This is a genomic window from Xanthomonas sp. NCPPB 901 (assembly GCF_056725085.1).
Genome location: NZ_CM161511.1, coordinates 46,586 through 67,491, shown reverse-complemented (window position 1 = coordinate 67,491; position 20,906 = coordinate 46,586). Strand labels below are relative to the sequence as shown.

Genomic DNA, 20,906 nt, shown 5'->3' with positions numbered 1-20,906 from the left:
CCTGTCACTCGAGCCCGTTTCGCGCGAACGCTGCGGTGCCTACGTCGAGACCATGAAAAAGCACCGGCGCGCGATTGTCCACTTTCGGGACGACCGGTTGCGTGACAGCGGTGCCATACGCGCCACCGGCCTGGCCTCGCCTCCCGCGCGTCAGCGCGGCGGCGGGAACGCCCACACGCTGTGCGGATCGCCACCCTGGCCGCGGCGATAGGCGGCGCGCGCCATCTGCCAGTAGGCCCAGGCCAGCGCCAGCGCACAGGCATCGATCGCCAGCAGCGTGCCGCTGCTCCACGGCGCCACCCAGCCGGCGGCGCCACGCAATCCAGCCAGCGGCACCAGCGCGGTCAGCGCCGCGCAGGCCAGCAGCAACTCGTAGGCGCCGCGGGCGGTGGGACGCAGCAGTGCCCAGGCCACGCCGAGCGCGAACACGGCGTAGTACGCGCCGCGTTCCATGCCCGGCGGCAGCAGCCGCGCGGCCACGAACAGCGCCGACACCCCGGCCACGCAGCCCAGGCACACGCCGGTGGTCAGCCGCGCCATGACGTGGGTGCGCCGCGGCTGCGCGTGCTGGCGGCGCTTGCGCCGCGCTTCCACCCACAGCAGGTTGCCGCTGTAGAACAGGAAGGCGCCGCCGAGCCCGAGCAGGAAGTACAGCCACTGCAGCGGCCAGCGCCCGTAGTTGCCGAAGTGCAGGGTCTGCAGGCCGCGCAGCGCGGCCACGCCCGGCGACATGCTCTGCGGCGACAGCACCCGCAGCACCTTGCCGTCGGCCGCCCGCAGGGCGACGCCGGCGAGGGTGTTGAGCCGGCGCTGGTCCTGGTGGCCGTACAGCTCCACCTGCGCGTTGGCGTCGCCGGCATCGTGGAAGGACAGGCTCTCCGGCACGAAGCCGGGGTTGGCCGCGCGCGCCCGCGCCACCAGTTCGGCCACCGGCAGCATCGGCGCAGGCACGTGCGCGGGCTGCACGTGCGGGGCCAGTTCGAAGTCCGGCTGCAGCACCTGCATCAGCTTGCCGTCGAACACCAGGTACTGGAACGGCGCCAGCAGCAGCACGCCCAGGGTCAGCACCGCGCCGGACCAGGCGAAGATCACGTGGAACGGCAGCGACAGCATGCCGATGGCGTTGTGCGCGTCCTGCCACAGGCGCTTGACGTTGCGGCCGCGGCGCAGCGCGAACAGGTCCTTGAGCAGCACCGGCACGTACAGCACCACGCCGCTGACCAGCGCCAGCCCGTACAGCAGGCAGACCACGCCGAACAGGTAGGTGCCGAAGGTACGCGGCAGGCCGGCAGTGAAATGCAGGTCGTACAGGAAATCGACGAAGCCGCTGCGCTGCGGCAGTTGCAGCGGTTGCCCATCGGCCCCCGGCTGGAACTGCACGATGCCGCCGAAGGCCTGCTGCGCGGTCGGCCCGAACGCATAGAACTGCGGCAGCGTGCGGCCCTCGCCCGGCAGCATCAGCGTGTAGGACTCGGCCAGCGCCGGATGCCGCGCCAGCACCGCGTCGGCCAGCGCCTGCGCGGCCTGTTCCGGCGGCAGCGTCGGGGCCAGCGCGTGCGCCGCCGGCGGCCGCGGCCACTGCTCCAGGTCGTGGGTGAACACGTTGATCGCCCCGACGTAGAAGGCGATGAACAAGGCCATGCCGGCGAGCAGGCCCATCCAGCTGTGCGCCGACAGGAACTGGCGCAGCGTGGCGGCCTTCATGGCGTCACCTGCACGAGATGGGCGGCCTTGAGCAGGAACAGCGCGGCGTAGCACAGTGCGGTCGCCGCGCCCAGCCACAGCCAAGCGCGCGCGCCGCTGCGGAACACGAAGGCCAGCGACATCGTGCCGACCCATGCCGGGAACACCAGCAACAGCCACGGCAGCGTATGCACCTGCAGATCGCCCGGCCACAGCAGCACGCACAGGCCGATCGCGCCCACCGCCAGCGGCAGGCCGAGCACGATCGCCGCCAGCCACCTAGCCCACATCGGCGTCGCCTCCGCGCAGTTGCCGCCAGGCATCCAGGTAGGGCAAGGCCACCGCCGCCAGCATCGTCGCGCTCAGCGCGGCGAAGACGCCGGCCCACATGCCCAGCGCGGCGATCGCCGCGCCCAGCGCCGCCACGCACAGCAGCGTGCCGGCCACGCGCAGCGCGCGCGCATGCCGGCGCCAGGCCGGGCGCAGCCGCTGGTGCGCGGTGGCCAGGTAGAACGCCAGCGCCGCCAGCGCGGCGGCCAGCAGATAGCCGGCGGTGGCGAGGGCGGTCATCACCAGCGCGCCTCGAAGCCGATGCCGACCACGCGCGGCGCGCCCAGGATGGCGACCGGATCGGTGGCCCAGCGGTACTGCACGTAGTTCCGGTCGAGCAGGTTGTTGGCGAAGATCCACGCGCTCCAGTCCAGGTTTTCGTAGCCGAACTTGGCGTTGACCACGGTGCGCGAGGCCAGTTGCACGGCGCCGGCACCGATGTCGGTGTACACGCGGTCGCGGAAACTCGCGTTGAGGTTGGCCAGCCAGCCCTCGGCGAAGCGCCAGTTGGCGCCCAGCGCCGCGGTCCAGTGCGGCGCGTAGGCGAACTCGCGGCCGGCGTAGTCGATGACCGAGGCGCCGGCGATGGTGGCGAAGCTGTCGTAGCGGGTGCGGGCATAGCCCAGCGAGCCGTACCAGTCGAACGCTTCGTTGGGGCGGTGGCTGGCCTCCAGCTCGGCCCCGTACAGATGCGCGCGGCCGGCGTTGACGGTGTTGTAGTCGAAGCTGTTGAGGCCGAAGTAGGCGGTGGTCTGCTTGTCCTTCCAGTCGATGTAGTAGGCGTTGGCGTTGAGGGTCAGGCGCCGGTCCAGCCACTGCGAGCGCAGCGAGGCCTCGTAGTTCCAGGTGTATTCCGGGTCGTAGGGGAAGGCCTGGCTGCGCGCCGAGTTGAAGCTGGAGCCGCCGGAGCGGTAGCCGCGCTGCACCACCAGGCTGCTCGACAGGTCCGGGCTCCAGTCGTAGCGCACGCCGAGCTTGGGCAGCAGCGCATCGAAGTCGCGCGTGTTCCACGCCACCTCGCCGTTGGCCGAGCGCACGATGCCGGCCACGCCCTGGTTGATCGCGACGATCGCCCGGTACAGCGCGGTGCCGCTGGCGGCGAAGGCGGCCGGGTCGGGATAGCGGCCGGCGAAGGCGGCGGTGGTGTCGGAGGCCATCGCGTAGCGCTGGCGGTCGTAGCGCAGCCCGCCCAGCAGCGAGAACCCGCGGCCGACCTGCCACTGGCCGTCGGCGAACAGCGCGCGGTTGCTGGAGCGGGTCGGGCTGGCGCTGACGTAGTCGACCGGAATCACCGGCAGGGCCTGCGCGTAGCGGGTGGCGATCGCGGTGGCGGTGGCGGCCGGGAAGCCGGCGCTTCGCAGCAGGCCGGCAATGGTCGTGGTCGGCGTGGCGACGTTGTTCAGCAGTTGCGCGTCGTTGTCTTCCACGTGCCGCGCCCAGTACGCGCCGAGCAGGCCCTGCACCGCGGCGCCGGCGTAGTGCAGGCGCAGCTCCTGCGAGGCGGTGGTGTCGTCGAGCTGGCGCTGCGCGTAGCCGGCGTTGTCCGGGCCATGGTCCATGTCCCACATGCTCGACGAGGTGACCTTGTTCCAGGCGCTGACCGAGGACAGCGACCAGGCATCGGAGAGCGCGTAATCGGCCTGCAGGGTGACGATGTCGCTGTCGCTGCGGGTGCGGTCCGGGGTGTTGTTGGTGGCGTAGCGGTGTTCGAAGTAATCGGGCAGGTCGGTGCGCACGTAGGTGTACATGTACGGGCCGGTGCGGTGCGAGCGGGTGTAGCCCAGTTGCACCTTCAGCCCGGCGATCGCCGACGGCGTCCACAGCAGCTTGCCGCGGTAGATCGCCGAGACCTGCGCATCGTCGGCGGCCTGGCGGGTGAGGTTCCAGGTGTAGCCATCGAAGCTGCGCTGCTCCACCGAGGCGCGGAACGCCAGTTCGTCGGCGACGATCGGGCCGCCGATCGCGCCGGCCAGGCTGCGGTCGGACGGATCGGAGGCCAGCACCCGCAGCTTGCCCTGCCAGTCCATGGTCGGCTCGGCGGTGCGCAGGACGATGGCACCGGCCAGGGCGTTCTCGCCCTGCAGGGTGGACTGCGGGCCGCGCAGGACCTCCACCTGCTGCAGGTCCCACAGGCTCAGCGGCGCCCAGCTGATCGCCTTCCACGGCAGGGCGGCGCCGTCCAGGTAGATGGTGGCCAGCGGCGCATCGCTGCCGCCGTCGATGTTGCGGATACCGCGGATGCTGAAGCCGGCGTCGCCGTAGGTCTGCGCCATGTTGGCGGTGCGGTTGAACACCTCGTAGGCGTTCTGCAGGTTCTCCTGCTCGATGCGCGCCTCGGTGGTGACGGCGACCGAGCTGGTCGTGTCCTGCACGCTGCGGCCGCTCTTCTCGCCGGTGACGACGATCTGGTCGAGGGTGGTGGGATCGGGGGGAGGCGCGGCCTCGCCGTCGGCTGCGCGTGTTGGCGACGCCCAGCCCAGCACCACGGACATCACAGACAAGGACAACATCGATCGCGCGACGCGCATGCACCATTCCCCCGAAAGACTCACGGATGAAGGCATGGCGGCGGCTGTGCCCGGCTGCCGGACCCGGCAGCGCTGGGCGCGGACTTTAGCAGAGCGGGGGCGGGGCCGCCATGGGATTTGGGATGGGCGGCAGGTTTGCGCGGGGATCCGGAACCCATAGGGGCGGCTTCAGCCACGATGGGCATTCCCGGTAGAGCCCGTCGCGGCTGAAGCCGCTTCTACGAGTGGGCATCGCGCCAGCGTATGCGTCACGCGCAGACACGTGTTGTGGGAGGGACTTCAGTCCCGACGCAGTGACCGGCGGCTGCCGCAATGCAGGGGGCCATCGTCCCAGGGGCATAGCGAGGCTGGCGCGTCGCGGTCGCGGCTGAAGCCGCTTCTACAGTTCTTCTTGTCCGGCACTCATGCTTGAAGCAACAGCAAAGGCTTTCGCCCTTGCGGGCGAGTTACTTTTCTTTGCTTGTGCAAAGAAAAGTAACCAAAAGAAAGCACACCCTGCCTACGCGCCCTCCGCGCTGCGCGCTCCGGGTCCGCGTCCATCACGGGGATCCGCGGAAGGGGCATCCTGCCCCTGCCGCGGACGGCGTACATCCATGTACGCCGCCCCTTCGGGGTTTTTCCCCGCGCTGGCCGCCGCTTCGTAAGGGAACCCGGTAAGTCAAAAGCCGAAACAACAGCCCAAACCAAAGCACAGCAACAACCAAGGCAACAGCCACAGCAACAACGGCAACGGCAACGGCAACGGCTATGGTCACAGCGACGGCAACGTGCTCCTACCAAACGCAAACGGGCGGGAGGACCATCGCCCTCCCGCCCGCTGGCGCCGGCCTGCGCTGCCGGCGCGGTGTGCTGCGATGCCTGCGGTCAGTGCCAGTGCAGGTTGAACGAGACGCCGACGATGCGCGGTTCGTTGTACACGGCCGCCATGTAGTTCTCGATCACGCCCTTGAGGTTCTTCTCGTTGGTGATGTTGCGGGCGAACGCGGCCACTTCCCATGCGCCGTAGTCGCCGGTGTAGCCCAGCTTCAGGCCGCCTTCGAAGTTGCCGTTGGAGGTGAACTCGGTGGAGTCGTACAGCACGAAGCTGGTGTAGCCCTGCTTGTTCCAGTCGGTGGCGACGAAGAACGCGCCACCATCGTTGACCGGGATGTCGTAGCGCGCGGCCAGGTTGACGTTGTACTTGGGCGCGTTCGGCAGCGGGTTGCCGTCGATCTGGGCGAAGGTGTTGTTGCCGATGCGGATGGTCGGGTCCTTCACCGTGCACACCACCACGCCGTTCAGGCCGCACACCTGTGCATAGACGCGCTTGTCCTGGATCTCGCTGTGCAGCAGGCTCAGGCCGGCGGTCAGCGACAGGTTGGGGATCGGGCGCCAGTCCAGGTCCGCCTCCATGCCGTAGGCCTTGGCCTTGTCGGCGTTGAACAGCACGCCGTTGCCGTTGGCGTCGTTGCCGTTGAGCTGGATGTCGTCGACGGTGTAGGTGAAGCCGGTGACGTTCAGGCGCAGGCGGTTGTCGAACAGGTTGCTCTTGATGCCGGCTTCCCACGACAGGATGGTTTCCGAGTCGGCGGTGGTGAAGTCGGAGTTGAACACCGCCGAACGGCCCTGGATGGTCGGGCCGCGGAAGCCGCGGGCGACCTTCGCGTAGACGTTGACGTTCGGGTTGATCGCATACATCGCGCTCAGGTCCCAGCTCGGCTGGGTGTCGGCCAGGCGTACGTCGCGGCGGCCCTTGTAGGTGACCACGCCGGCGGCGGTGTCGGCGGTCTTGAGCAGCCTGGTCTCCTTGCTGTCGCGGGTCTGGCGTACGCCGGCGGTCAGGGTCAGCGCGTCGGTGACCGCGTAGGTCAGCTGGCCGAAGCCGGCCCAGGAAGTGTTGCTGTTGTGCAGGCGCACCCAGTTGTTGGGATTGTGCGCGGCGGTCTGCAGGAAGTAGGCGCGCTGGTAGAAATCGGTGGTGTCCTTGCCGTCGAAGTAGAACGCGCCGGCCTGCCACTGCAGCGGGGCGTCGCCTTCGCTGGCCAGGCGCAGTTCCTGGGTGTACTGGTCCAGGTCGCGCACCTGGCCCATCGACTGGCCGTAGCCGTTGGGCACGCCGTTGACCGGGAAGTTGGCCGCGGCGCCGCCGTCGGTGTCGCCACGGCTGTAGCCAGAGGTGGTCTCGTAGGCGCTGATCGAGGTCAGCGATACGCCGCCGAAGTCGTAGATCGCCTTCAGCGAGGCGCCGTGGGTCCTGTACGCCTGCGGGTTGTCGTGGGCCTCGTCGTAGGCCACCTGGTCGCGCGGCACGTCGACCTTGTTGGAACCCTTGGTCAGCGCGCCGCGCAGGAACAGGGTGGAGGTGCCGTCGTAGTCGCGGGTGTGGAACGCGCCCAGCAGCGAGAAGTGCTCGCTCGGCTTCAGCAGCAGCTGCAGGCGCGCGTTGCGGTCGTCGTAGCCACCCATCGCGTCCTTCTTCGGGGTGACCGTGCCGTCGTCGCTGGGACCCGGGAACGTGTTGTCCACCCAGTTGTCGCGGTGCTGGTACAGCGTGGACACGCGGAACGACAGCACGTCGTTGATCGGGCCGCCGATCCCGCCGTCGACCGAAACGGTGTTGTCGCTGCCGTAACTGGCGGTGACCCGGCCGGTGTAGTCGTCGCTGGGCTTGATGCTGTCGAACTTGACGATGCCGGCGGTGGTGTTGCGGCCGAACAGCGAACCCTGCGGGCCGCGCAGCACTTCCACCTGGTCCAGGTCATAGACCGGATTGGACTTCAGCACCACGTGTTCCAGCACCACGTCGTCCTGGATGATCGACACCGGCTGCGAGGCGCCAAGGTAGAAGTCGATGTTGCCCAGGCCGCGGATGTAGAAGCGCGGGAAGATGCGGCCGGTGGTGGTTTCGGCATAGAAACTGGGCACGCGGCCGGACAGCGCCAGCAGCGTGTCGTCGCCGCCGGCGGTGAAGTCGCGCATCGCCTCGCCCTGCACCACGCCCACCGACACCGGCACCTCCTGCAGGTTCTGCTCGCGGTGCTCGGCGGTGACGATGATGGTGTCCAGCGAGGTCGCCGCGTCGCCGGTGCCCGCGGCGTTGGCCGGGCGGGACGCGCTGCCGGCCAGCGACGGCGCGTTGTCCTGCGCGGCGGCAGTGGCGGCAACCGAGACCAGCAGCAGGGCGGCGCAGGCCTGCGCCAGGCGGGTACGGGCCGGCGCGGCGCGCGCAGTCAGCGGCCGCGGGGAGAGATGGGGATGCAGCATGTCGTGTCCTTGTGAGCGCGCGAAATCGAGTCCGTTCGGCTTGCGCAGCAGCACGCGACGGCATGCGCCAGACTGTGGCGCAGCGCGGCACGATATGTCGTTCGTGTTGCATCGCCATTGCAACGACGGCGCGACGGCTGTTCCTACAGGTAGGCCATCCGTTCTCTCGTACGCGCCGGCGACCTCACGGCGTGCAGCGCTGCGCCGCGAATGCGGCCAGGCGCTGGGTCAGTGTGCCTTCCTGCCAGGCGATGTCGAGGATCACCCAGCGATCGTCCTGGCGGCCCAGCACCACCGTGTCCGTCCACTGCAGGCCATCGACGGCCAGGCGGGCGCGCACCCGCGCGGTGTCGCCCTCGACCTGTGCGGTCGTCGAGACCAACGCGGTGGGCTGGTCCGGCCACAGGAAGAAGGGGCTCTGGTCCAGCATGTGCGGCTTGACGTCGGCCGGGACCAGCCTGGCGCAGGCCGCCTCGTAGGCGCGCTGCGCCTCCAGCGCCGCGAACAATTCCCGCCCCAGCAGATGCCGCACCTGCGCAACGTCGCCGTTGCCCTGCTCCGGCGCGATCGCCCACGCATAGAACGCCTGGACGGTGCGTGCCGGCGGCTCGCCCGCGGCGGCGGCGAACGCACCCAGCCACAGGCCCACCGCGCACAGAAAGCGCATTCCCCTCATGGATCGCTGCCACCTTGGGCCGCCAGGCGCGGCATGGCGATCCTCGGTTAGCCGCTGCGCGCCGTCAATGCGAGCGCTTCCCCGAGCGCGCCAGCGGCCAGCGTGGGCACAGAACCAGCTGGGCCTGGGCAACAGAAACATCCGGTCTCACCGAGCCTCCACCTCACGGCAAGAGGCCCCCACGTAGGAGCGGCTTCAGCCGCGACATGCTTTACCGGGAACACCCATCGCGGCTGAAGCCGTTCCTACGCAGCGACGACACATGCCATTGAGTCGCAGCAAATGCCCCTGTCCGTCCGGCTCTTCAATCGCTGTCCACACCGAGCACGGTCAGGCGCAGCGGCGGTGCATCCGGGCCGGTCGGCGCATGCGCCAGTGTTCCGGTGACCCGCACCACCTGGCCGGCGCCTTCCTCGCGCAGATGCGCCGCCTGGTCCTCGGTGACCGCCAACCGCAGTCGGCGCACTTGCTCATGCCGCGGCTGTTGCCCGTCTGCCGACGCCGCCACGCAGAGCGGCTGCGGCAGGATCAGCACCTCTTCCTGGGTCGCTGCCGCGCCGGCATCGGCGTGCGTGTGCGAGTGCGGCGCAGTAGGCGAGGCGGTGTCAGTGGAAGACGGCGCCAGGGTACCGGACAAGGTGACCTGGGTCGGCCCATACGGCAGGCAGTGCCTGGGCGCCGCCATCAGCTCGGGCGCAGTGCCGATCAGCAGCAACGGGAACAGCGACAGGGAGCGGATCGGCATCGTGGCAACGCGGACGGAGAGGGGCCGCCGAGCATACCCAAGTGCGATGACGCGTGTGCTGCAGTCGGCGACAGCACGCCACTCAGCGTTGCCACGAGACCGCAGCGGCCCTCAGCGTTCGCGGTCCACCACCAGGTCGGTGAACCGCGGTTCGGCGGCGATCAGCGCATGCAACCGGACAAAGCACGGATCGTCGTCGCGCATCGCATGCCGGCCGAGCAGGCGCTCCCAGAACGAACGCTGCTTCTCGATCTGCAGCATCCAGGTATGGTTGCCGTCGACCTCTTCCTCGGCATAGGCGCCGACCAGGTAGGTGCGCCCCTGGCATTCCGCCTCGGAGGCCCAGCCCCAATCCTCTGGGTCCGGTTCGGACAGCACCATGGCGTCGCCGACGCGCACGCGCAGCCAGTCCAGCAGCGAGCTGCCGTGGATCGGATTGATCGGATTCTCCGGCTCGGCGCTCACCTCGAGCAGGCGGGAGCGGAAGTGGATGACAGGATGCATGCGGTAGCTTGGCTCTCTAACGATCGGATGGCGGACGCGCGCATCGGCACGGCATACGTGACGGCGTGCAGGCGCGGATGCGCAGTCCCGGAGGGTAAACGCACGCACGTCGGTCCAGGTGGACAGCGGTGCCGAGCGTCTGCGGCCCGGTGCGTCCGGCGCAGTCGCCTGCGGCACGCGGACGCGGCGCGTGCGTCGCTCGCAGCGCCAGCCTGCCGGAACCGGATACAGCCGCGCCGCAACGGGCCAGATCGATTGCAGCACGCGTGCATGACAACTCGTCGGCTCCGGCGTAGACAGGCACGCGTGCCGAGAACGCCCAGAGGCTGACCGCGACGGCGAGCCACACGCTGGCGACCTTGAAGCAGGCCGAAGCGAAGGCCAGGTAGGGGAAGGAGTCGCCGGGAAGACCATGCTGCAGCGGAGCCACGCCCTGGTGTTGCCAGAACGTCAGCCACGTTTCCACGCCGCACCACAGCGGCAGCACCCAGCCGGCGGGGAGCGGCGTGACCGCGAGGGCGAGCACACGGTGCTTCATCACGCGTCGCCATGCGCCGGCAAGCAGGGCGGCTGTTCGACGGATCAGGCAGGCCGGTGAGGATATGCAGGACGGTCGACCGTCGCTGCAGCACTGAAGCAGTCATCGCGACGCGGCGGCGGCACAGCCTCATGGTGTTTGCTCCGGCTCCAGATTCGGCTCGAACGGATGACCGGGCGGCGCTGCTCGCATCACGGATAGAACCGCACGCAGATCGTGTCGTTGAGATGCCAAGTGGGGTCCTTTCCACGGAACGGCCCGAGTACGACCTGCATCGTTTTCTCCGGCTTGGTCACTGCCTCGAACATGCAGAAACAGCAGTATCGAGCGAGGCCAACACTACGCTCCGCAGCGTGGAAGGCCCGCCACGTCCTCAGCCACCAACTCGCTCGCCACCGGTTCACCCACATTGGCCCACACTGTCGCCCCACCTTTGGAGCGACTCTGATGCACAAGACCTGGCTGCTCGCCTTGTTGGCGGTTCCCGCACTGGCCTACGCGGCACCGGACGAGGACACGGCGATGTGCCGCAATGGCGGCTTCCCCATGAGCACGGCCGGGTTCTCGCTCGCCAAGGTCGTAGTGCCGCGCCTGTACCTGCTCAACGACGACGACGGCTGCCCGGCCAAGGGCGAGGCCGCATGCCGGCAGCGCGCCTATGTGGTCAAGGACGACACGGTGATCCTGGCGCAGCGCCAGGGCGGCTTCGTCTGCGCGTTCTACCCCAACAAGGTCGGCGGCAGCGCCGGCTGGGTGGCGGCGTCCAGCGTGCAGCCACTGCCGGCGACGGCCGCACCGAAGCCGCAGGCCTGGGTCGGCCAGTGGCACGACGGCGACAACGAACTGCAACTGATCGCCAACGGCGACGGCACCCTCACTGCCAACGGCGATGCCTACTGGCCCAGCGCCAACCCGAGCCCCGAGGAAAGGCCCGGCGGCCCCAACCTGGGCGCCGTCACCGCACGCGGCTTTCCGGAAGGCAATCGGCTGGAACTCAGCGAGGACGACTGCAAGGTCCGCCTGCAGCTGGTCGGCGACCTGCTGGTGGTCTCGGACAACCTGCAGTGCGGCGGCGCCAACGTCAGCTTCAATGGTGTGTACCGGCGCAAAGCGGCGAAGCACTAAGGCGCGGCCTCTGCGGTTTTCGCGTTGCGTGTGATCCGGGCGGCGATGTGGTGCCGCCCGGGTTCTCACTTAGAAGATCGCGTCCCGCCGCGTGATTCCAGTTTGCGTCACAGACCCACGCTTTGCGCGACAAGCTCCGCAAAGACCCACACATCGCCCTTGTCATAGGTCTCGGGTGCTTCCGTTCCGCCCAGCGTCGGATACGGTTGCGGGATATAGATCTGCCCGGGCTTCAACGGGCCAAGACGCGCAGCGATCGCGCGGACGTGGTCGCCGCGCAACACGTACTCCTCGAAGCCCGCATCGCGCAGGATGGCCGCCTCGAACGCTGCGGTCGAGGCGTGCGCGCCGTACGACTTGCCCGCGGCCTTGAACGGATGCAGCACCGCGTAATCCTGGCTGGTCGGATCATGCAGAAAGAAGTGGCCGAGACTTGAGTAGCCGACCGCGACGGTATACGCCGGGAACGCGTCCGCCCACGGGCCGAGCACCTCGTGCGATTCCGGCGCAATCAGGTGATACAGCGGGACCTTGGTCGCGTCGGCGCGCTCTGCACTCTGGCTCATTGGAGACCTTGCTGCGATGGCGCGTCAGGATACCAAGCCACGCGCGTTCGCCTGCCGTCATCGTGTTCACCTAGACCTTGGCGACGGCGCCGTAGCACTTGGCCGAGCCATCCAGGAAGAACTGCACGTCGCGCGCCTCGCACCAGGCTTCCAGCTCGGCCTTGAACACCGGCCACAGATCGCGTGCCCATGCAGGTGCACTCTGCGCCCAGGCATGCTCGGTGGGCACGTAGACGGTCGGCACGCCCATCGGGAAGTCCAGCACGAACGCGCCACCCGGCCCGATGCAGACGAGTTCTTCCTTCCAGCGGGGTTGGAATTGGAATGTGGTCATGGGGCAGATGTTGATGGATCGATACCAACAGCGAGTTTGGCGGATCGAGACTATCCGTGCCGACATCTTCATTTTCTAGGCAATGGAGATGTCAGCTTCCACCTCTTGAGAAGATCACGATGTCGCTTGACGTGGCAATGACAAGCGTCTTGCCCGTGTACGAAAATCCACTAGCTCTCAGCTCGTACTCCGCACAGATCTTATGAAAGATCGCTGGCTTGCCGTATCGGGCGCCGTAGAGAGATGAAAAAGGCTCTACGAGAATGATCTCCCTGATGGGCCAGTCGAGGGTTACCAGTTCAATATGCCAACCATCGGATGTGCCTAACGGTAGACCTCCACCCATTAGGCCTGATGTGCGGATTTTCTTTCCCTGAAGTGGGCCAATTCCATTGGCCTCCAGGAACTCCTCTCCCTCATAGTTCTCCTCATAGTCTCGTGACACCTTCTGCCCGGCATCACAGTCGATGACTCCCCGCCCAGCGCTTGAAATGACAAGCAAGTACTCGGAGTCAATATCGAATCCGATGGAGTGCAAACCGCTAACAGCAACGGTCGTCACTTGGCGCCAAGGATGTGGCGGTTGTACTACCTTTAGTTTACGTAGCTGTTCCTTCAGCGCATCGAGATAACTGGTCGAGAGATGACTGGTCGACATGCTGTCTAGCCTTGATGCGAACTCGTACGGAGTACTGTCAGATTGGGGAAGTGTCAGGAGAGAACTGGGGTCAGAGTGCATTTTCAAGACAAGTGCACTCTGACTCTTTTTCCTAGACCGGTGATCAGACTTCTAAAGCATCACCGGAGTCGTTGTGCCAGCAGACGAAAGATGGTGGCTTTCCCGTATCCCGGAAGGAGGCGAGGGCTCGCTCAATCGTTGCGAGCGGCAGCGCCCATGAAGCTGGATATGAATCGACTTGGCCATTGGAAAGCCTGTATTCGATCGTTGCGTCAAGTGGACCCGAATAGGACGGATTGCGAGAACTGAAGCCTGGATCGTCAGGCGAGGGTAAGAACATAAGCCAGCCGATGTCGCCGTTGATGAGGGCGCAAAGAACCGCCCCATTTTGAGTCGATTCCCAGACCTCCCGAAAATTGGTGTGACTCAACATATGAGGGCTAACACCTGATTTTAAGCGTCGCCGCGACGCTGCTTATACTTGAATAAATGGTTACCCCGCAGGGCAGAAACTGGTTCAGAATGAACTTTCAAAGGAATCGCACACAAGAAAGTGCATCCTTCATTCGGATCACAGGTCATATAACGGAGCAGGTTCGACATATTTCCTACATTTCCGTCGATAGACGAGATAGGCCGAACCATTGAGGAACACCCAACACAATGCTGGAAACCAGTCACTGACTGCGACACGCGAGGCCGCCTCTACCCCCTGCGATGTGACCGCGTCCGGTCCCAATCCGTCCCGCAGGAACCAGGCGACGCAAAGCAGGTAGAGAAACGTCGTGGTCGTCGTGAACAGGGACAGCCACAACGCCAGGCGAGATGGGAAGACAATCGCCATGACGAAAGCAATGCCGGCGCACGCAACCAATACGAGCAATGCGATCACAGATACCTGTGCGACATCCATCGCGCCGCTCACCACTTCCCAAAGTAAGACGAAATGTCGAAGTAGACCTCGCGCTCCTCGCCGGAGGGCAGCACGATCGTGATGAGGTCCATGGCCGACGGTTCGAACAACAGCGACTGCGATTTGATGCGCGCGCCGGGGTAGTGCTGATCGAGCCATTTGCGTTGCGCCGCAATGCCTGCGCCTTCGCTATGCGCCGCGGACAGATCGACGGGACGGTCCGGCGACGCGCCGTCCCCATGTGCGACGGCCGGCCGCGGCGAGGGTGCGGATTGACATGCCACAAGACCCGCCAGCAGGACCAAAGAAAGCATTCCACACTTCATGTCACACCCCCTGATGTGATCAACCAAACAACTGGATCAGAGTAGACCTGTAGGCCCATTGCGCACAACAGCGTGCTTTCTGGCTAGGACTTCGCTTGATGCACCACCCGCTCAACTGCGCACTTGGTCCCGCAGCCTTCTCCGCCGAGCATCGCTAGTAGCATTGCCACGCAAGCGCCCACTCGTCCTCCTTCCCGGGCGCTGTCCCGCGGCCGAAGTAGCCGACGCCACCGTCGCCCCACATCCAGCGGCCCTTGTCCGTGGAGTCGATCTGGAAGACAAATTCCGGCGACGCGGGATGGCGCTTGAAAGGCGCCCAGAAGATCTCGGCCTGTATCAGCGTCGGCCATCCTCCCAGCTTGAAGCCATCCAGGTTCCGGAAGAGATCGTGGTAGCGCGCTTCGATGTCTGCTGGCAGATCCATCGGCGCATCCTCCCAGCACGGGTAGTCGTCATGAAAGACATGCGGCCGCATCGGAAATGCGCTGATAGGCGAATCGGTATTCCGTGGCGCCAACGGGACCAGTCCATCGAGGCGCTTGTAGGCCCGCAGACACCACCCTTCCCCGTTGGGCGTATCGACCGGGAGCGTATCGGGACCGATGAACACCGCAATCAGTGCGATATCCGCGAGGCGGGCCGGCCGCAGCGGCAGGTCGCTGACATTGATCTGACACAGCGCATGCATCGGCCGTCCCGCCGTCTCCGGCCATGCCTCGCCCGGCGCGCAGACGTTCACGCGACCGAACCAACTCGCCAGGGGATCGTCGGGCGGCCGGAATCCCCCGATCTCCAGGATGACACCCGAGCGGGCGAGTTGGGCTTTGAGGTCGTCAGCTGTCGTCGTCACGTGTGCGTCTTCCGCAACTCTCCAGGAAGCAGAGCATATGTTTTCGCAATTTCGGGCAGCAACCCTGCTGACGTGATGGGACGAAGAGAGTTTTCCCGATGCAGCTGCGACATCTTCCTCGCGATCACGCTCACCGCGGGGCAAGATCACAACCCGCTCTTCTTCGCGCAAGCAGAAGTGCAGCGTCTGGTCGATAGGAAAAGCCCGGGACTTCAGCCAGCAGCCATACGTGTCAAAAAAGCACGCAGGATTGAATAACAAAACGGTCACTTCCTTCGCGAGAAGCTTCGCAGCAGCGAAGGACTAGAGCTTTGGCTTGATCTGCTTCGATCATTAGATGCCCAACGCCTGAGTGAAGCCGTCTCGCGGAGCGGCATCGGCTTGAACGAACGGTTAGGCGGTGGTGAAGCATGGGCCGCGCTCCCGAGCACTACCGCCGAGAGCCGAGCATGCCATAGATCCCGGTTTGGCGCTTGCCGGAGGTAGTGGCCGATGGATGTGACCGGGGCCGAAGACAATGAGCGCGGTAGGGCAACGAAGCCGGAAGACGAAGCGAGTGGCTATTCGATGGCGGGAAGCGAGGAAGAATTGGGATAGAACTGGGGTCAGAGCGAAATTTAAAAGGTGCCGCACACAAAAAGTTTCCTCTGACCCTTGTTTTTTATTTTTTCCTAATTACCTACATCCCCTTTGTTCGCTCATAGACACAATAGTGATGTTAACCCTTAGCAGAAAGCTTGATTCCCAGTGTAAACGCGCATGCAACGAGCGCCACGATTGCTGTCAGTACGCTCCAAAGCTGAGCTGGCTTGACCGCAGCGAGAATCTGTCCAACCGTCATCTCAGAAGGAGTAATTTTTGCCGAAGCTTTCTTTGGGACGCACGATATTTTTTGTTTCCAACTTGCTAAAACGCCATTGAACTCGTTTGAGTGCAATGATGCAGCTATTGGCGTGACACGTTGTACGTACCAATCATAGCCATACTCAAGCAAACCCTCGCTTTTGATCTCGTGCGCGACAATCACGAACAAGGGGAGTCCCCGGCCATAGGAAAGTGCGGCCTCAATTTGATTCCAAGGAGTAGGCAGACTTATCTCTTTTAACTGCTTCTCCCTTGGACCATTTCGCATTTCAGTTCCATTGGGGAAATAGACGCGCTCAAGTGCAATCACAACCGTACCATGACATTTGTCAAGCAACTCCATGATGGTTTTAAGAGGTGCATCTGAGCCGAATGTGTTCCGACCAACGGTATGAGGGACAAGCCCTTCGCTACGAAGTCGATCTTCTACAGCGCGGACGAAAGCTTCCTGCTCTTCATTGGCAGTACCTCCTACGCTGACAAATATATCTAAACTGGTCATTTCGTAGTCTCCATCTACGAGAACCGGAGAACCGGGATAAGAGTGAATTTTCTAAGCGCCCAACTCAGAGAAGTGCAGTCCGCCCCCTAGATGGCCTATCAATTGCTCTTTGCATGTTTCGGCTTCTAACCTTATAGAAATTAAGACTTATGCCGTCGATATCTATTATTTGTGCTTGGGCTGCGGTAGCTACCACCCTTGTGCGAAGAGCCATGGCCCGACGAGTAATGGCCACCGTGACTGTATGTGTGATGTGCGCCAGACGCTCGAACCCGTGCATCCACGGATGTGACGGCCAGAAACATGGTGATTCCGGCCAGTACCGTGATGATCGAAACTCTGGTTAACATTAATTCCCCCTGAGATAATGTCGAGTTCTAGCTTCCCTGACGCGTAATGAGTATGCGCTGCACACCGCAAGCTCGCTCAGCCGTTTAATAGGGTCAGATGGGAGTCCCTTCCCCCAGATAGACGATCCCGTTGTAGCACGACGCAATCCGGTGCGCGGAGACAAATGTAAATTCTGTCCCGAGGTCGCCTCCTTGCGACAACGCCTGCCGTTATCGAAGGAAGTGCTGTTGGCTTATGCTCCGTTGGATCAGGGCAACTCAATCGCGTTGTTGCGCCGGGTCAGTTCGGCCACGTCGCCCTGGGTGACGATACGCAGCCGATCTCCCTTGGCGCTCTTTCCGCCCGGCACCACCAGCCGCACCACCGCCGTCCTCGGCTCCAGATCGCGCGGCGCGGCCATGGCTGGGAACACCGCCCGCGCCAGTTCCTTGCTACGCGCATCCTCCAGCACCACGAACCCCGCCGGTGCATCCACATGCCCCAGGCTATGCACGGTGACTTCGATAGCGTCCGCGGTCACCCGCACATCCCCACGCCCGATCCCCAAATCCGACCGCTGTTCGACCGGCACCGCAGCCGGCGTGACCAACTCGAACTCCATTACCAACGTCTGCCCGGCCGGGAACTCCACATCCACCGCCCCGCTCTTCTCGAACGCGAACTCGCGCGTGGCAGCCTTGCCATCGATCTTCCCATCGCCATCGCGATCCACACCCGCACGCATGCGCCACTGGCCCGCCGCGACATTCCACCCCGTCATCTGCGCCCGCTGCACCTTGCCACTGGTGTTGTAGCCGATGACGGTAAAGCGATCCTGCCGCGGCTTCGGCAGCAGCAGCGCCACCTGCACCGCACCTTCCGGGTCGGCGAAGCGCCAGCTGACGGTGTGGCCGGGGTAGGTCTGGTTGCGCTTGAGGGCGACGCCGCCGAGGCGGGCGCGCTGCAGGTTCACGGTGGGCGATTCGACGCGGTCGCTCCACCAGTGGCCTTCGGTGTTCATGTAGAAGGTCTGCAGCTTGTCGCGGGTCTCGGCGCGGTACAGGGTCTCCAGCCAGCGCGGGTCGCCGGTCTGTTCCCAGGCGACGTGGTGGGCGAAGTCCGGGACGGCGTCGGGGGCGGCGTCGGCCGCCGCCTTGGTCAGGCTGGCGCCCCAGCTGTCGCGCTTGCCGAGTACGTCGAGGAAGTTCTCGTTGAGCATGGACAGGCCGCCGGGGCCGGCCTTGGCGACGCGGTAGTCGATGGCCTTGAGATAGCGCGCGTCGCCGGTCCAGCGGTAGGCGGCCCAGAAGGTGTGCAGGGTGTCGGGGCCGCCGCTGCCGTCGAACAGGCTGCCGCCGCGGGTCTTGCCGGTGGCCCAGTGGATCTCGTTGGGCAGCGCCCACTGGCCCTGGGCGTCGGTGTAGGCGTGGGCCAGGTAGCCGTCGGCCAAGCCGGTGACGATGCGGCGGCTGTTGGGGTCGGCGTTGTAGCCGCCCAGCAGCAGCGCCGGGTGCAGGATCGGGAACGAGTAGGGTTTCTGCCACTGCCAGTTCGGTTCGCGGTAGACCTTGCGCCCGCCGAACCAGTTGCTGGCGAACAGCAGGTGGCCCTGCGGGTTGACCTGGATGATGGTGTCGAAGGCCTTCACCGTGCGCATCAGCCGCTCCACCGTCAGCGGGTCGCCCCAGTTGAGGTAGAGCATGGCGCTGTTGATGTTGATGCCCTCCTCGTAGGAATGCAGTTCGTCGGTCTCGATGGTGGAGAGGCCGTCGGTGAACATGCCGTTGCGGTAGTTGGCGTCGGACAGTGCGGTGAGCGAGGCGTTGAGCTTGTCCGGGTCCACGCCCATCAGGGCGACGCCGGGCCATTGCTGGGTGAGGTCGGAATCGTCGGAGATGCCGCCGCCGAAGTCGCCGTAATCCACCTGGCGCTGGTCGATCCACCAGTGGATGTAGCGACGCGTGGCCTTGAGGTCTTCCAGCTGCCAGAACGCCCAGCCCGGCACGCCCTTGGGCGGCTGCGGCAGTTGCACCGACAGCGGGCCCTGGTTGCCGTAGCTGATGTCGGCCCAGTACTGGCGGCCCAGCGCGTTGTCCGGGTCCACGCGCAGCAGGTCGTGGATGTCGGCATCCAGGCGCGCGTACAGGCGCTGGCGCTTGGAGGTGGTGTGTTCCTCGACCAGGAAGCCCCAGTTGTCCTTGACCTGGTTGAAGCGGTCGGCGATGTGTTCGGCCTTGGCCTGCTCGCGCGGCTTGAACAGCAGGCGGAGTTGCGCGCCGTCCAGCGCGCGCGCGTCGAAGCCCGGTGCCGCCGAGGCGATGCTGAGCATCAGGCTGTCGTCGCCGAGGATGCGGTCGCGCAGGTCCAGCCACAGCGTGCGCGCCTGTCCCGGCACGACCGAGACCGACACGTCGATCATGTCGCGGCCCGGCCAGATCGGATCCTTGACGCGGATGTTGAGCGGGATCAGGCCGTTGTGCGTGGCCTGCAGCTGCAGCGCGGGCAGGTCGATGGCGATGCCGTCCAGGCCGTCGTGCATGTTCTCCCAGCCGTACGACCAGCTGCGCATCAGCGGCTGCGCGGCCGGCGCATCGCCGAGATTGGAGGGAATGAGCACGTGCACGATGGGCAGCGGCGGCACCGCGGTCTTGTCGTCGGCGCGCTTTCGTTGCGGTGCCTTGGTCGGCAGCGCGACCACGGTGCTGCGCTCATCCGGCGGGTAGCGCCCGGCGATGTAGGCGCGCAACGCGGCGAGGTTGGCGTAGTCCGGGGCGATGTCGCTGCGCACGGTGTAGCGCAGCGTGGCGCTGGGGGTGGCCGGCTCGGCGCCGGCGCCGACGTCGTAGGCCCAGATTTCCTGGATCGGGGTTTCCTGGGCGACGTTGGTGAAGCGCAGGTGGCCGCCGCGGCGGCGCTCGAACTGATCGACGCTGCGTACGGTGCCCTGGGCGCGCGTGAACAACGGCGCAGGCGTGGCGCCATCGGCGGCATAGGTGGCCTGACCATAAGCGGCGCCGCGCAGTTCGATGCGGTTGAACGGTTCGTCGGGCAGGGCCAGGTCCAGCGCCTTGCCGCCTTCGACGTAGACGTTCCAGTCGGGCAGCTGAAAGTAGTCGTTGCGGCCGGGCAGGCGCGAGCGGTTGTAGACGCCGGGCCAGGTGGTCTCGGCGATGCCGTCGGTCGCCTTCCACATCCATTCCTTCAGGTCCTTGGCATCGGCGAACTCGACCTTGCGGATGCGCGTGGAGGGCGCATCCAGCGCCGGCGGGGCGCGGCCGTGGTCCCAGCCGAAGCGGTGCAGCCAGGCGCTGCGCGCGGCGCTGTCGGGCACGGCCTCGGCGCTGCGCGGTTCCTGTTGCCGGGCCAGCGCGGCGATGCCGGCCGCGTCGAGCATGCGGTCGTAGATGCGGATCTCGTCGAGGTCGCTGCCGCGCAGGAAGTTGTAGCGGCTCTGCACCTGGTGCGGCGCCAGCACGCGTGCGGCCAGGCCGAGCTGGTCCAGCGCGGCGTCGAAGTCGAGCGAGCCGCCGTCGGCGCAGGCCTGCGTGCAGTCCACGCGTGCGGCTTCCTTGCCGTCCACGTACAGGCGCACGCCGCGGGTCTCGTCCCAGGCGAACGCCAGGTGGGTCCAGGCGCTGGGCGCGGGGTTCTTGTCGAGCGTGAAGGAGACGCGGGTGCGCGCCAGGTTGGCGTCGGTGACGAAGGCATCGAAGCCGTGGCCGTTCCAGTCGATGCGCAGCCAGGCCATGTCCCAGCTGGTGTGGTCGGCGTAGCCGACGCGGAAGATCACGAACGGCGCTTCGCCCACCGGGGTGCGCGAACGCCAGAAGAACGACAACGTGCCGCGCTGGGTGTAGACGTTGCCGGGGGCGTTCCAGGACAACACGCCATCGTCGGCCCATTCGATCGCCTGGCCGGACACGCCGGTGGGGACCAGGGTGATCTTGTCGCGGAAGTTGGGCTGCGGGTCGCCGTGGGCGACGTCGGCGTCCAGGCCTTTGTCGGCGGAGACGCGGAAGAGGAGTTCGGGGGTGGCGGCTGTGGCGATCGCTGGCAAAGCGAGGGAGCACAGCAGGATGAAGCGGTGTGCAATGCGGCGCGTGCACTGCGTGTTGGAGGCGTATGAAGTAAAGCCTTGCCTTGTCGAACTGTGTCGGTGCAGCGCGTCGC

General features: G+C 65.9%; 19 protein-coding genes. 1 reads left to right on the top strand and 18 read right to left on the bottom strand.

The genetic code is table 11. From position 1 onward, the window contains the following. Positions 1–150 precede the first annotated feature (150 nt). The 9 genes from AC1PME_RS00295 to AC1PME_RS00255 form a co-directional block, all read right to left on the bottom strand. Positions 151–1,704, bottom strand: coding sequence for a PepSY-associated TM helix domain-containing protein (locus AC1PME_RS00295; RefSeq protein WP_307547550.1), 1,554 nt, complete (start codon positions 1,702–1,704; stop codon positions 151–153). Next, positions 1,701–1,973 (bottom strand): hypothetical protein, encoded by a 273-nt coding sequence (locus AC1PME_RS00290; protein WP_254459749.1) that lies wholly within the window; start codon positions 1,971–1,973, stop codon positions 1,701–1,703. The genes AC1PME_RS00295 and AC1PME_RS00290 overlap by 4 nt, the downstream gene beginning before the upstream one ends. Next, entirely contained in the window at positions 1,963–2,253 is a 291-nt protein-coding gene (locus AC1PME_RS00285) for a hypothetical protein (RefSeq protein ID WP_307547547.1), read from the bottom strand. The genes AC1PME_RS00290 and AC1PME_RS00285 overlap by 11 nt, the downstream gene beginning before the upstream one ends. Next, positions 2,253–4,505, bottom strand: a complete 2,253-nt coding sequence (locus AC1PME_RS00280) for a TonB-dependent receptor (protein ID WP_307552784.1) — start codon at positions 4,503–4,505, stop codon at positions 2,253–2,255. The genes AC1PME_RS00285 and AC1PME_RS00280 overlap by 1 nt, the downstream gene beginning before the upstream one ends. Positions 4,506–5,405: 900 nt before the next feature. After that, complete coding sequence (locus AC1PME_RS00275) at positions 5,406–7,784, bottom strand: TonB-dependent receptor (RefSeq protein WP_481096949.1); 2,379 nt, start codon at positions 7,782–7,784, stop codon at positions 5,406–5,408. 184 nt (positions 7,785–7,968) lie between these two features. Next, complete coding sequence (locus tag AC1PME_RS00270; protein ID WP_481096948.1) at positions 7,969–8,451, bottom strand: nuclear transport factor 2 family protein; 483 nt, start codon at positions 8,449–8,451, stop codon at positions 7,969–7,971. Positions 8,452–8,764: 313 nt separating this feature from the next. Then, a complete protein-coding gene (locus tag AC1PME_RS00265; RefSeq protein ID WP_481096947.1) occupies positions 8,765–9,205 on the bottom strand; it encodes a hypothetical protein in 441 nt (146 codons plus the stop codon). Between the two features lie 111 nt (positions 9,206–9,316). After that, positions 9,317–9,709: a hypothetical protein gene (locus AC1PME_RS00260; RefSeq protein ID WP_307547539.1), complete on the bottom strand. Its 393-nt coding sequence runs from the start codon at positions 9,707–9,709 to the stop codon at positions 9,317–9,319. Positions 9,710–9,725: 16 nt separating this feature from the next. Beyond that, positions 9,726–10,247 carry a hypothetical protein gene (locus tag AC1PME_RS00255; RefSeq protein WP_481096946.1) on the bottom strand — a complete coding sequence of 174 codons (522 nt, stop codon included), beginning with the start codon at positions 10,245–10,247 and terminating at the stop codon, positions 9,726–9,728. Between the two features lie 447 nt (positions 10,248–10,694). On the opposite strand from AC1PME_RS00255, the gene AC1PME_RS00250 reads away from it, so the two are divergent. Further along, a complete protein-coding gene (locus tag AC1PME_RS00250) occupies positions 10,695–11,372 on the top strand; it encodes a hypothetical protein (protein WP_481096945.1) in 678 nt (225 codons plus the stop codon). 107 nt (positions 11,373–11,479) lie between these two features. On the opposite strand, the gene AC1PME_RS00245 is transcribed toward AC1PME_RS00250, so the two are convergent. The 9 genes from AC1PME_RS00245 to AC1PME_RS00205 form a co-directional block, all read right to left on the bottom strand. Next, the gene (locus tag AC1PME_RS00245) at positions 11,480–11,938 is read right to left on the bottom strand and encodes a T6SS immunity protein Tdi1 domain-containing protein (RefSeq protein WP_481096944.1); all 459 of its coding nucleotides are present in this window, start codon (positions 11,936–11,938) and stop codon (positions 11,480–11,482) included. Between the two features lie 70 nt (positions 11,939–12,008). Beyond that, positions 12,009–12,272: a hypothetical protein gene (locus AC1PME_RS00240; protein WP_481096943.1), complete on the bottom strand. Its 264-nt coding sequence runs from the start codon at positions 12,270–12,272 to the stop codon at positions 12,009–12,011. A 91-nt stretch (positions 12,273–12,363) separates the two neighbouring features. Next, entirely contained in the window at positions 12,364–12,930 is a 567-nt protein-coding gene (locus AC1PME_RS00235) for a hypothetical protein (RefSeq protein ID WP_481096942.1), read from the bottom strand. Between the two features lie 124 nt (positions 12,931–13,054). After that, positions 13,055–13,291, bottom strand: coding sequence for a hypothetical protein (locus AC1PME_RS00230; protein WP_481098167.1), 237 nt, complete (start codon positions 13,289–13,291; stop codon positions 13,055–13,057). Between the two features lie 231 nt (positions 13,292–13,522). Then, positions 13,523–13,864 (bottom strand): hypothetical protein, encoded by a 342-nt coding sequence (locus AC1PME_RS00225; protein ID WP_481096941.1) that lies wholly within the window; start codon positions 13,862–13,864, stop codon positions 13,523–13,525. A gap of 8 nt (positions 13,865–13,872) precedes the next feature. Next, complete coding sequence (locus tag AC1PME_RS00220) at positions 13,873–14,178, bottom strand: hypothetical protein (RefSeq protein ID WP_481096940.1); 306 nt, start codon at positions 14,176–14,178, stop codon at positions 13,873–13,875. 166 nt (positions 14,179–14,344) lie between these two features. Continuing rightward, entirely contained in the window at positions 14,345–15,040 is a 696-nt protein-coding gene (locus AC1PME_RS00215; RefSeq protein WP_481096939.1) for a DUF1963 domain-containing protein, read from the bottom strand. Between the two features lie 718 nt (positions 15,041–15,758). Beyond that, positions 15,759–16,406: a hypothetical protein gene (locus AC1PME_RS00210; RefSeq protein WP_481096938.1), complete on the bottom strand. Its 648-nt coding sequence runs from the start codon at positions 16,404–16,406 to the stop codon at positions 15,759–15,761. Positions 16,407–17,004: 598 nt separating this feature from the next. Then, positions 17,005–20,793: a LamG-like jellyroll fold domain-containing protein gene (locus tag AC1PME_RS00205; protein WP_481096937.1), complete on the bottom strand. Its 3,789-nt coding sequence runs from the start codon at positions 20,791–20,793 to the stop codon at positions 17,005–17,007. Between the last annotated feature and the right edge of the window lie 113 nt (positions 20,794–20,906).